This window comes from uncultured Shimia sp., assembly GCF_947498095.1.
Lineage (GTDB): Bacteria > Pseudomonadota > Alphaproteobacteria > Rhodobacterales > Rhodobacteraceae > Shimia.
In genome coordinates this window covers 36,283-48,459 of record NZ_CANMJE010000009.1, presented here as the reverse complement: position 1 = coordinate 48,459, position 12,177 = coordinate 36,283, and the positions used below count along the sequence as shown (strand labels likewise).

The following is a 12,177-nucleotide window of genomic DNA, read 5'->3' as shown; positions in this document are numbered from 1 at the left end:
GCCTGAGTGAGGGTAATGCAGATCATACAAGTCTAACCTTCCATGATCGGTTGAGAGTTCGGACGAACGGCCACGCTGCGATCAGATGTGTATGGTGGTGTCCGCCAAACTTCGTTCGGGTCAATCCTGATTGTCTTATGGGCCATACCAGATCGGTGAAGTATATGCGCGTTCCTGCTGCACCATCACGGCATCCTCAGGCAGTTCGATGTCGCCATAGAAGGCTTGGTCATAGGCCAGCCATGAAGGCGTCGGGATTTCTAAAACGCGAACGTAGTAGTAAGCTCGCTGAGTTGGATCGAAACCAGGGTCTACCCAGTGGCCGCCAAGAGCAGCCGATCCGATGGTGTTCGTGAAGTTCGCACCCTCAACCGTGCTGCCCACCGGTGGCAGGTTGCCGCCGGCATCCATCTCTCGGTCACCCGACCAAGCTACGTCGAACACTTTGGTCAGTGGTTCTCCTTCAGCGCTAACCCAGCCTTTGACGATCTGAATACGGTCAAGATTGGCGCCATCCGGGTCGCGTAGGGCACGCACCATAAAGGTTGGTGCCGCGCCTTCGGGTCCGGCGAAAAGGTCGGCCCCCATTGGAACGCCACGGGCATAACCCTCACTGGCAAAGTCCGGGCGGTGGACCTCGTCAGCCTCAAAGTCCCAGCCAGCAAAGACCCGCAGGGTCATACGCGGTCCTGTCGTGGCATAAACCTCTTTGCGTTGAAACGCGTCCCAGATCGCTTCGCGCGTGTTTTCGCGAGCCCATGCAGCTGCAAGGCCAGAGGCGAGAGTTTCGTAGTGACGGATCGCAACATCTTCACCCAAAAAGTCGGGCTGAACGATGAATTCTTCGTAACGCTCCGCGCCAGTACCGGGCTCGCCCGGGGAGGCCTTGCCAAAATAGTTGTCCTCGCGTGGCGTCGCGAGTGAGGTGTGGCTGTCAGTGGCCCCGATCATCCCGAATTTGAACAGGTTGGCGCCGATCTCTTGCTCGTAGGCCAGACCGCGTGCCAGTGCCTGACGTGCATATTCTCGCGGTAACATCTCTGGAGTCTTCAGCTCTGTGCCGAAATTGCCGCGATCCCATCGATAGTATTCGGCGAATTCATCATTGGGGCTGAACATAGGATGCGTTTCACCGTCGCCTTTGACCTGTGTGACCTCATAGAGAGGTTCCCAGCGCATCCGACGCTCGGCGTAGTCGACGTCAATGGGTTCTCCATTCATCCGCACATCATCGAACATCAGACCGTTTGACAGGTTGCCGTTGTGTGGAAAGGCCATGACACTTCCACCGGTGTCGTCCTCATAGGCTTGCATCCAGGCCCAGAGATCCTCGGGGTCGCTGCTGTCGTAGCCCGAGAAGGGAACAAGCCCCTCGACCCGGTCGGCGTCGTCGCGGAACATCACGATGCGGTACAGGTTGTTCCCGTCTGGCGAGGACGTCCACTCAAAACCGTGCAGCGCCGTGAACACACCGGGCTCGTTGTGGTTCTCTGCGAAATTGACAATCCGGCTCCAGATGGTTCGCGTCAGATCGTCATCTGCGATGGGGTCTTGTACCGACATCATCGCCTCACCCCATTGAACATAGGCGGCGAAGGGATCTCCGGCCTTTACCAGATCATGGATCTGTCTGCCCCATGGGTTTGCAAGCAACTGCGGGGTCGACTCGGCGATCATCGGTGCGAGGCCAAGGTTCTCGGCATGGTCTGCCACCACAAGGAAATCCAGCGGTCGAACCAGCTGCGCATAATCGCCGGCCGAGGCGCGCACTTTCTCGCCGCGCGCAAAGCGGAACGCCGCGTCTGGATCAAGGGCGTTGCCGATCATGCCTGCGTCGGTCGAATAAGACGTGTGCAGGTGCGTGTCGCCAAAGAACACGCGGTTCGGGAAGGACTGATCAAGATAAGGTGAGTAGTGCTTTTGCGCGAGCGTTACATTGTCTTCTTTTATGGCAACATCGCCTACGTAAGTCTGTGCCAGCGAGGTGTTGGCACATAGGATCGCTGCGCCAGTCGCTAAGAATGCAAGCGACTTGTGCATGTTCTTTCCTTTCTTACTTGTTTCCAACAGGTTGGACTTCTGGAAAACTCCAACTTCCGTCAAGGATCTCGGCTCCCGGCCGGTAAAGACGCACGGTGTAATTCCACCCGTCCACAATAGGCATACAGTTGATGCGACCATCCTCGCAGCTGCCGAAGTGAACGGTCATACTGCCGTCTTCGTTCGACGCTCCGCTGACCGAATTGATGTTGTAGACACCGGCCTCGTTTGGCTCAAAGAAACCGGCCGCGTTATAGGCGCTAACCGACCAGAAGGCCTCGACTGGAACCTCGGCGGGAACCTCGATCTTGTACGCGCCAACCGGGAGGCCCGGTTCAATGCCAAGGTAGAGGGCTTCGTCTTCCGGCAGGCCACCCCAGCCACCTGCGGTTCCGATAAGATGGCGCACGCCGTCGACCTCATCTTTGGGGCCAAACATCCGTCGACTGTCCGGCAAAAAGGGTGCAAAGGCCAGAATGGTCTGGAGCAAACCCACAAAACTCTCTTCATCATAGACCGGAGCAAGGAACGGGGCGTTTGCAGGGGCCTCAATCTGCATCTGCTTTTGGATCGCGTTCACCTCGGCCACATCTTCGGCATCCGAGGCGTCAACCAGGATTCGGATGAAAGCAACAACGTAGGGTGAGTCAAAGGTCTCCATGTCCAGTGTGAAGGTGCCCCCGCCATAGAACACTTCGTTGATGAAATGATCCTGATTGACGATCATGGCAGTCATGTAGCGATCTCCGACATCTGGCAGCGTCAGTGTGGCGCCTTGGCTGATGTCAATAACCGCAGAGCTGTAGAGCGTATCGCGATTCATCCGGATCGTCGGTTGCAGGTTGACGTCAGTGGGTTCCAGAAAATGAAAGAACTTGTTCACGCCCCCGGCAAGCGAGACATATTTTTCCAACTCGATATCCGTCGCGGCCCGGATGAAATTGTCGAGGTTGACAGGCACTTCTTTTGCCTCGGCCATCGAGTCGAGTGTTGCATCAAAGTTTTGTGCGGTGGCTGCAGACCCTAACAGGGCTGCCAGAACGGACAGTTTCCAAATCTTGCCCTCAAAAAAAGTCATTCCAAATGTCCTTTGTTAAAGTTTGGGGAAACCGGGGCCAAAATTGCGCCCGGAACAGGAACCTCGACTTGCCTGAGAACGCGTCTCACAAGCCTCTTACCGAATTATAGCATTGCCCCACCGGACATTTTGCGACAATTGTGTTGCATGCGTCAAAATATGGTTAATCTGGTGGAATTGACCCATGTGGTCGACTTGTTGGACCGACGGGTGCCGCGCCGGATCGTGGACAAGGGGCTCGCAGAAGCCGGACTGGATCGGGCAATGCTTGAGGGGTCAAAGGGTTTCTTTCCCTATGCAGCCGAAGCGATCTTGGTCGAATTCGTGGCGCGCGCCGTCGGAGACCGTCACCTGGGCGCCAGGGTCGGTCGAGAATTCGACTATATGACCTACGGAGCCTATTCAGGGTACGTGCTGAGTGCTCCGGATCTCGGGACGGCGCTTGATCGGGGACGGCGGGCGATGCTGTTCATCCATCCGGGGTCTGAGATCGTCCTGCGCCAGAGCGACACACATTTGATTGTCGGGCGGGATTCCGCAGGGTTGTCGGTCATCGGACACCGCCATCTCGACGAAGGTGCGCCCTTCGTGATCAGCCAGGTTGCTTACCATTTTCTAGGGGTGGAATGGCGTCCGGACTGGGTCGAGCTGCCGAGCGTGCTCGACAGCGATCTGAAGGATCTTGAAGAGCTGACGGGAACCACGGTCCGGACAGACTGTGAGATACCATCGATCGCAATTCGCCTGAGCGATCTGGCAGCCCCGAACCCCGGTGCTCCAGAGTTGCACAAGCCACTTTCGCTGGCCGAGTTGGGCGTTTTGATGGAAATCTCTCCAACGCAGAAGCTTGCAAAAATTATCGCACAACTACTTGAAGTAACTATTAAAAAAAAGGTGACAGACGAGAAAACGGTCGCGCGCTTGCTGGCGATTAGCCCCAGAACGATGCAACGCGCGCTTAAGGCGGAAGGCACGTCATTTAGAGACATTCGATCGGCCGCCATTGAGAAAAAGGCACAATCGTTGCTGGTGGAGACAGAGACACCGATCGCCGACATTGCCAAAGCGTTGGGATACTCGGACGTGCGCGCATTTCGGCGCGCATTCAAGAAGTCCAGCGGTCGATCCCCCAGTGAATTTCGCTCAGGTCGATCCCTGAAGTGACTGTTGTCACAGGGGTTCGACTTTCAAGCCTGCATATCCGCCTGCGCGGCCACAAGGGGATGGGTTTTTAACCCACAAAGCCCCTAACGGTCTTATAGATGTGCGCTATGAAACCCACATAAAATAGCGCAGGATCACCGCATCGCTGCAATCAGGAGTGCGACATGGTTCCAGAGGCTTTTTCAAATCCGGGGCGGTTCTGGCGGGGCAATCTGCACACGCATTCCAACCTGTCCGACGGCGTGTTGGACCTTGGCGTCGTATGCGACCGATATCAAAACGCCGGATATGATTTCCTCTGCGTTTCGGATCACTTTATCGGGCTATTTGGTTACCCAATTTCGGATACCACGCCGTTCCGCAAGCCGGGGTTTACCACGCTTCTTGGGGCCGAATTGCATTGTGGGACCATGCAGAACGGTGACATCTGGCACATTCTGGCGGTTGGTTTGCCACCCGATTTCACCGCTCCAAACGCACCGGATTTCCATCCAAAGGCCGATCAGGAAAGCGGCGCTGAGATCGCCCACCGCGCGCGAGAGGCGGGGGCGTTTGTGGTCATCGCACACCCACAATGGTCAGGTCTGACACTTGAGGACGCACTCAGCATCGAGTCGGCCCATGCCGTGGAAGCCTATAATCATGAATGCGGCGTCAGCAGCGAACGGTCTGACGGATTTCACACGCTTGACCTGATGCTGTCGACAAGGCGGCGCCTGAATCTTATCGCAGCCGATGACGCGCATTTTGGATTGAAAGACCACTTTGGCGGTTGGGTGATGGTCAAAGCAAAGGAAAACACCCCTGAAGCGCTCTTGCAGGCCTTGAAGGCAGGCGATTTCTACTCAAGCCAAGGGCCAGAACTGCACCACATTGAGGTTCGCGACGACACAGTATTGGTGCGATGTTCGGAAGCGGTCAGCGTCATCGCGCAGGGGCATGGCAGCGGCACACGCGCCCTGCACGGCGAAAATCTGACCGAAGCAGCGGTGCCGCTTGAACGGTTTGAAGCGGGAAAATGGCTTAGGATCACCGTGGTTGATGCAAATGGTAAAAAGGCGTGGTCCAACCCGATCTGGCTGACAGATTAGTCAGCGTCCAGGGTCAGGGTCAGGGTCACGCGGTCGCCAGCAAACCAAGATACACCATACTCGGTTGGCCGTCCCTCCGGGTCCACATTGATGGCGACTGACAGCACCACCGGGTCGCCCTCGTGAATACGCAAATGATGCGCTTGTGTGGCCGTTGCTCTGCGTGCGGAAATCCGCGTGGATGCGCGTGTGTAATCCTCAACACCACAGGCCCGCAGCGCCTCTGTGACTGAGTTTGAATAGGTAATGTGGTCGAGCAGGTCTGGAAACCGATCTGCCGGAAAGACCGAGCGGAACATCACAATCGGTTCGCTATCGGCCAAAGACAGCGCTTCGTAGGAATGCACCGCATCACCAACCTTCAGACCCAGGGCGTGGGCCTCTCTTGGATCAGCGGCACGGGTTTCGATAGAGAGTGTTTCCTTGCCGGGGGAACGCCCTGCTTTCTCGAGGTTGTTGTGAAAGCGCACGCGCTTGCCAAGCGGATACTCGGCTGGGGTCTGACTAACATAGACGCCGGATCCGCGGCGAGAGAACACCAACCCGTTTTCGGCCATATCCTTGAGGGCATTGCGAATGGTATGGCGGTTCACTTCAAAGCGTTTGGCTAGTTCAGCCTCGGTTGGCAGCTTGTCACCCGGCCCGTAACGGCCATCGGTGATGTCCGCAGTCAGCGCACGCGCAATCTTTTCCCAAACAAGTGTCTTTTTCTGAAAACGGTTCATGCAGAGGCAATACAGCTATTGAGCGATGCACCAATTAGTGTCGCAAAATGCATCAACGGGCAATGCGGGCTTTGACATGAGCCCATCGCTCAAATGCAACGCCCACCATCCACTTCCATGCAAACTCCGGTGATCATACTGGCCTCGTCCGAACAAAGGTAACAGGCAGCGTTACCCATATCCTCTGGGGTCGAGAACCGACCCAAGGGAATGGTGGACAAGAAGCGCGCACGCATCTCGGGCGTGTCTTCGCCAAGAAATGATTTGAGCAGGGGTGTTTCTCCTGCAACTGGATTGACGGCGTTCACGCGAATGCCAAAGGGCGCAAGCTCCACGGCCATTGTGCGGGTGGCCGTGATCATCCAGCCCTTGGTGGCATTGTACCAATTGAGGTTCGGACGCGGGCTGACGCCTGCAGTCGAGGCAACGTTCAATATCGTACCTGCGCCACGAGATTTCATCGCGGGCACCAGATGGCGGGCCGTCAGATAGACTGATCGGCAATTCACGTTAAAGACGCGATCAAACTCATCTTCGTTTATGGTATCCAGTGGGGCGGGCAGGTGGGTGACGCCGGCGTTGTTTATTAGAATATCGACCTGACTCCAGACAGCTTGTGCTGCCCCAATCATCGCCCTCACTGAGGCACTGTCAGACACGTCTACGCTTTGGGCCAAAGCACCGGTTTCCGTGGCCATATCTTGGGCTTTGGTCTCGTCAATGTCGGCGATCATCACCTCCGCACCCTCGGCGACGAACTTACGGACGATCCCAGCGCCAAACCCTGACGCGCCTCCAGTGACGATGGCGGTTTTTCCTTCTAGTCTCACAATGCCCTCCCTGACCCAGTGTTGGGTTTTCAGGATAGGCTAAGGCTGGCCTCGGGTCTTGGGAAGCTCTGTTTAGGATTCCGCCGCGTCGGTTTTGATTTCTTCACGTAGCCATTCCCCGCGTCGAATCTGAGCTTGCACAACCGCTAGCTTGGCTTCGAGACGCTCTTTCTTGGACGACTTTTGCGTTGCGGCAATCTCTTCGCGCAGGCTGTCTTCCTTGCCATGCAGTTTGGACAAAACCTTGTCCACATGATCTGGCTTGATCTTTTTGACCTTGTTCTGCGCGAGGCGATCATAATAGTCGTCGAGCTTTTCGATGCTTTTGCCCAGTCCCATCCTAATCCTCTCTCTCGCGCGTGTTCATGGCCATTTCCTCGGCTTCGTCGTCGTCCAACGACAGGATGCGCTCAACCTCGTCTAGGCCTTCTTCGGTTTCGACGTGGAGCCGTTTTGTGGCCTCGATCATGTCCTTCATCGCCTCGTATCCATATTGCGAATCGTTCAGCAGCGATGTGGCCTCGGCCGGGGTCAGGCTACCATCCCTGATTAACGCTTCTGTGACATGGATCGCGTCCTTATAGGCGCGCTTGGCTTGCACGCGCTCTTCGTCCAGCCACAAAGCGCTGCGCCTGTCTTCGTCTTCGTTTCGTATCTTGTCCATTTCAACCAGCATGCGCGCGATGTCGCTGCGGATCGCGTTATAAAGCGCGGTGGTCGCCCCGTGATCGGTCTCTGTATACCGGGTGGCGTTGCGCCTGAGGTGCTTGACCGCTTTTACAGCCCGCACGATCCGCCCCGCGCCGTCACGCAATTCATGGATGCGGTGCATGACCACTTCGGGCGTGTCCTTGTCACCTCGCCCCATACGCGAGGCAAACTCGACAATGGCCGCATGCAGCGGTTTGATGCGGGTGTCATAGGCGGTGTCAAAGTCGATGGGGTCTCGTGTGCGACTGGCCTGAACCAGAGCTGCGATCTCAGGGGCCTTGATCAGGGCTTCAAGGTCGAGGTTCAGCGCCTCGGCGATTACTGTCTCTGAGTTGCGCATCAAATGACCCAATTCTTTGCGCAACGCTTCCTCGGCGGCTTCGGGAAAGTCATCCGTGGCTTCTGTCAGATAGATCGGCGTCAACACATCCGAAGCAGGTTCGGGAATGCGGCTTTTGAGAAAGGCGATCAGCCGCGACATGACGGGCAACATCAGGGCCACGCCCAGCACGTTAAAGATCGTGTGGAAGACCGCCAGTTTCAGCGCATAATCGTCATCAGCAATACCGACCGCGGCGCTGATGGTATCGACTGAATAGATCAACGGATAGATCAGGACCAAAGCCACAAGTGCCGTCACAACATTGAACACAAGATGTGCCTGCGCCAACCGTCGCCCTTGAAAGTTTGCCGTGACGCCTCCGATCAGGGCGGTGATCGTGGTGCCGACATTGGACCCGATGGCCATTGCCAGGGCATTCTCATAGCTAATCTGGCCCGACGACAGTGCGGTAATGATAATAACCATTGTTGCGTGGCTGGATTGCATGACCACCGTCATGGCGGCCCCGATGAATGTGTAGACGATCAATCCCAACACACCGGGCAGTGCAAACCGGTTCAGGTCAAAATGCTCCTGAAAGGTTTCGAAACCCTCCTTCATGTAGTGGATGCCAAGGAACAGAAAGCCCATGCCCGCCAGAACAAACCCCAGCCCGCGCATGTACTTGGATGACTGGAAAACCAACACGATGGAAAGGGCGAGCATTGGCATGGCATAGGCAGCGATATCGACCTTGAGGCCAAAGCCCGCGACCAGCCATGCGCCGGTTGTCGTGCCGATATTAGCGCCAAATATAATCGCGACGCCGGCAGTCAGGGTGATCAACCCGGCACTCAGGAAAGAGATCGTGACCAGTGTCACCAAAGATGACGACTGCATAAGCGTCGTCGCCACCATACCAAACCCCAGAGCGCGGGCCTTGGACGCCGTTGCATGGGACAATATCTTTTCCAGCAATCCGCCGGAAAACAGCTTGAACCCATCCTCGAGCATCATCATGCCAAACAGGAAAATGGCGACCCCGGCGACGATTTCTTGCAAATCGGGAGTCGTCCAGAACCCAAATACCAAAAGGGCAAGAGCCAGAGGGACGGTTAGTCTGCGGATCACGAAAACACCTTCTGAACAACGTGAGCACCATTATGGTGCTGCCCAACCTCGTCGTTCAATCCCTGTTGTGTGAATGCGGACAATAGACCGCGTTTTGCGGGCATGGGCCTTTAGGACAAACCCAGCGTCCGACCTAGTGCCAATGGCGGCTGAGCTTACGCCAGGCAACGACGATGGACATTGGTTTCCAACTGCCCATGCCAAAGTGCATCACTTCCCGCTTGTGAAAGGCCGGGCGATCCACAAAGCGCACGCCGTCAATCAGGATCGATCGTGTCTTTCGAAGCTCCGCAACCAGTTCGGGTGCACTGTGGCCGCGCTGTTCCAGCCAATCATAGATCACGTCTGTGAACACCCCGGGGCCGGTTTTTTTGATGGTCCAATCTGGGCGTTGGTTAGTGAAAAATGGGTCTTTGACGTTGATTTCAATCCGCCGAACGGTCTCGGCCAGAATTGGATGGCCGGGTTCAAATGCAAAGGTCCAGTTGGAAAAAGCCACGATATTGTCGTGCCACCAAAGCGACAGATTATAGGCCCCGCCTGATTGCACATGCCCCTCTGGCTCCCATGTCGGAAACTTGTCGAGGTAATCTCCGTCAATCATGATCACAGCCCTGTCTCCGGGCTGCATCCAGTCCGACAGCGGTTTGCGGCAAATCGTGTCGGCATCCGAATAAAGCCCGCCGTGGTGTAGTATGATGACATAGCGCCAGAAGTCGGACTTTTCGACCGCGTTCAAGGCTTGATAGGTGTCCAGATGTTGCGGCCAGACTGAGCGCATGAACGCCAGACAATCCGAGTCATCTGACAAACTGACCTCCCAATCGGGATTGCGTTTCACCCAGGACTGAACCCAACGCCGCATCGGGCGCTCCATGTCTTGCGGGTTCTTGGTTTTCCAGGTCTGAAAAATCCGTCGCGGGATTAGGGGATCACGGTTCGCGATTGCAGTCACCTTGGGTTTGTTCTCGCGGACCATAGAAATTCACATCGCCAAGGGCAACGCAGGTCAGCCGAATTTCCAGGGCCAGAGTCGGAAAAATGACCAAATGACCTTGCAAACAGCGGCCCACGGTGGCACCCGTTCATGTCAGACACTACATGATCAGGACCGTTCTAGCAGGAGACCCTTGATGCCCGATCTACGTTCTAAGACCTCGACCTTTGGCCGGCGTATGGCGGCAGCCCGCGCATTGTGGCGTGCCACAGGGATGCAAACCGAAGATTTTGGTAAGCCGATTGTCGCGGTGGTCAACTCGTTCACCGAATTTGTGCCGGGGCACGTGCATCTGAAAAACATGGGGTCTCTGGTCGCGCGCGAGATCGAAAAAGCGGGCGGCGTTGCCAAGGAAATGAACACCATTGCGGTGGATGACGGTATCGCGATGGGCCATGACGGTATGCTCTATTCGCTGCCGTCCCGCGAAGTGATAGCCGACAGTGTCGAATATATGGCCAATGCCCATTGCGCCGACGCGCTGGTCTGCATCTCGAACTGTGACAAGATCACCCCCGGCATGCTGATGGCCGCAATGCGGCTGAATATCCCGGCGATCTTTGTGTCAGGCGGGCCGATGGAAGCGGGCAAAGTGCTTCTGAAAGATGGTGAGCACAAAGCCGACCTTGTGACTGCGATTGTCGGTGCGACCGATGAAGACCGCAGCATGGAAGAAGTCGAAAAACTGGAACGCTCGGCTTGTCCGACCTGTGGATCGTGCTCGGGCATGTTCACGGCAAACTCAATGAACTGTCTGGCCGAAGCTTTGGGTCTTGCGCTGCCGGGCAACGGCTCATTGCTGGCGACCCACTCCAAGCGCAAAGGTCTGTTCGAAGAAGCAGGCCAAAAGATCGTTGAGCTTTGCGAGCGCTGGTACAAACACGACGATGAAACGGCCCTGCCGCGTGGCATCGCCAATTTCAAAGCCTTTGAGAACGCCATGGCGCTCGACATTGCGATGGGCGGGTCGACCAACACGGTTCTGCACCTTCTGGCGATTGCCCACGAAGGCGAGATCGACTTTACGATGGCCGATATGGACCGCATGAGCCGCCAGATCCCGCATCTGTGCAAAGTGGCGCCATCAACGCCTAAGTACCACATGGAAGACGTACATCGGGCCGGCGGTATCGCACGGATCATGGGCGAGCTGGACCGCGAAGGCAAAATTCATCTCGACTGTGCAACGGTTCATGAAAAGACTGTTGGTGCCTTTATCGACAAATGGGACGTGCGCCGCGAAAGTGCGGGCAACGAGGCCCGCGATTTGTTCATTGCTGCGCCGGGTGGAGTGCGCACAACCGAGGCGTTCAGCCAGTCGCGCATGTTTACCGAACTTGACCTGGATATCGAAGACGGCTGTGTGCGTGACTTTGAAAACGCCTATTCGGAAGAGGGTGGTCTTTGTGTTCTGTTCGGCAATATCGCGGAACAAGGCTGCATCCTGAAAACCGCGGGCGTTATCAAAGAAATGTATGAATTCGAAGGCACTGCGAAAGTGTTCGAGTCCATGGAAGACGCGATGCATGGGATTTTGCAGGGCGAAGTAACGCCTTATTCCGTGGTGGTCATTCGATACGAAGGCCCCAAAGGCGGACCGGGCATGCAAGAGATGCTCTATCCGACCGCGTACCTCAAATCCAAGAAGCTGGACACCACTTGTGCGTTGCTGACGGACGGGCGCTTCTCAGGTGGCACTGCTGGCCTGTCGATCGGTCACGCCTCACCCGAGGCCGCCGAAAAGGGGGTGATCGGATTGGTGGAAGACGGCGACAAGATCAAAATTTCTGTGCCGAACCGCTCGATCCATCTGGATGTTAGCGAAGAAGAGCTGGCTCAGCGCCGCGCAAACCACCCGCAGGCCGACAAGAAAGTCTGGAAGGCCGAAGGACGTCCACGTGCGGTTTCAAAGGCGCTAAAGGTCTATGCCGCGCATGTGTCCAACGCTTCTCTCGGTGCTGTGCGCACGCTGGAAGAAGACGACTAAGTCTTAGAAAATACCAATGAAGCGGGGTCGCTATTGCGGCCCCGTTTGCGTTTTAGGGGCACTGCCCCTCTGGTCTGCCGGGCCATTCACCCCGGAGTATT

10 protein-coding genes are annotated in these 12,177 nt (G+C 56.4%); 3 read left to right on the top strand and 7 right to left on the bottom strand.

Features of this window, described 5'->3' with window-relative positions:
- Nucleotides 1-135: 135 nt before the first annotated feature.
- Together Q0932_RS15095 and Q0932_RS15090 are read right to left on the bottom strand one after the other, a co-directional pair.
- Complete coding sequence (locus tag Q0932_RS15095; RefSeq protein WP_299354865.1) at nucleotides 136-2,040, bottom strand: DUF3604 domain-containing protein; 1,905 nt, start codon at nucleotides 2,038-2,040, stop codon at nucleotides 136-138.
- A 13-nt stretch (nucleotides 2,041-2,053) separates the two neighbouring features.
- Nucleotides 2,054-3,118, bottom strand: a complete 1,065-nt coding sequence (locus tag Q0932_RS15090) for a DUF1214 domain-containing protein (protein ID WP_299354863.1) — start codon at nucleotides 3,116-3,118, stop codon at nucleotides 2,054-2,056.
- 159 nt (nucleotides 3,119-3,277) lie between these two features.
- On the opposite strand from Q0932_RS15090, the gene Q0932_RS15085 reads away from it, so the two are divergent.
- A complete protein-coding gene (locus Q0932_RS15085) occupies nucleotides 3,278-4,282 on the top strand; it encodes an AraC family transcriptional regulator (protein WP_299354862.1) in 1,005 nt (334 codons plus the stop codon).
- A gap of 164 nt (nucleotides 4,283-4,446) precedes the next feature.
- Nucleotides 4,447-5,373, top strand: coding sequence for a phosphotransferase (locus tag Q0932_RS15080; RefSeq protein WP_299354860.1), 927 nt, complete (start codon nucleotides 4,447-4,449; stop codon nucleotides 5,371-5,373).
- On the opposite strand, the gene phnF is transcribed toward Q0932_RS15080, so the two are convergent.
- The 5 genes from phnF to Q0932_RS15055 form a co-directional block, all read right to left on the bottom strand.
- Nucleotides 5,370-6,098 carry a phosphonate metabolism transcriptional regulator PhnF gene (phnF, locus tag Q0932_RS15075; protein WP_299354858.1) on the bottom strand — a complete coding sequence of 243 codons (729 nt, stop codon included), beginning with the start codon at nucleotides 6,096-6,098 and terminating at the stop codon, nucleotides 5,370-5,372. The genes Q0932_RS15080 and phnF overlap by 4 nt on opposite strands.
- A gap of 89 nt (nucleotides 6,099-6,187) precedes the next feature.
- On the bottom strand, nucleotides 6,188-6,928 hold the full coding sequence (locus tag Q0932_RS15070; protein ID WP_299354856.1) for an SDR family oxidoreductase: 741 nt from the start codon (nucleotides 6,926-6,928) through the stop codon (nucleotides 6,188-6,190).
- 72 nt (nucleotides 6,929-7,000) lie between these two features.
- Nucleotides 7,001-7,267: a hypothetical protein gene (locus Q0932_RS15065; protein WP_299354854.1), complete on the bottom strand. Its 267-nt coding sequence runs from the start codon at nucleotides 7,265-7,267 to the stop codon at nucleotides 7,001-7,003.
- Nucleotide 7,268: 1 nt separating this feature from the next.
- Nucleotides 7,269-9,092: a Na/Pi symporter gene (locus Q0932_RS15060; protein WP_299354853.1), complete on the bottom strand. Its 1,824-nt coding sequence runs from the start codon at nucleotides 9,090-9,092 to the stop codon at nucleotides 7,269-7,271.
- A gap of 133 nt (nucleotides 9,093-9,225) precedes the next feature.
- The gene (locus Q0932_RS15055) at nucleotides 9,226-10,071 is read right to left on the bottom strand and encodes a glycosyltransferase (protein ID WP_299354850.1); all 846 of its coding nucleotides are present in this window, start codon (nucleotides 10,069-10,071) and stop codon (nucleotides 9,226-9,228) included.
- A gap of 154 nt (nucleotides 10,072-10,225) precedes the next feature.
- On the opposite strand from Q0932_RS15055, the gene ilvD reads away from it, so the two are divergent.
- Entirely contained in the window at nucleotides 10,226-12,076 is a 1,851-nt protein-coding gene (ilvD, locus tag Q0932_RS15050) for a dihydroxy-acid dehydratase (protein WP_299354847.1), read from the top strand.
- Nucleotides 12,077-12,177: the final 101 nt, after the last annotated feature.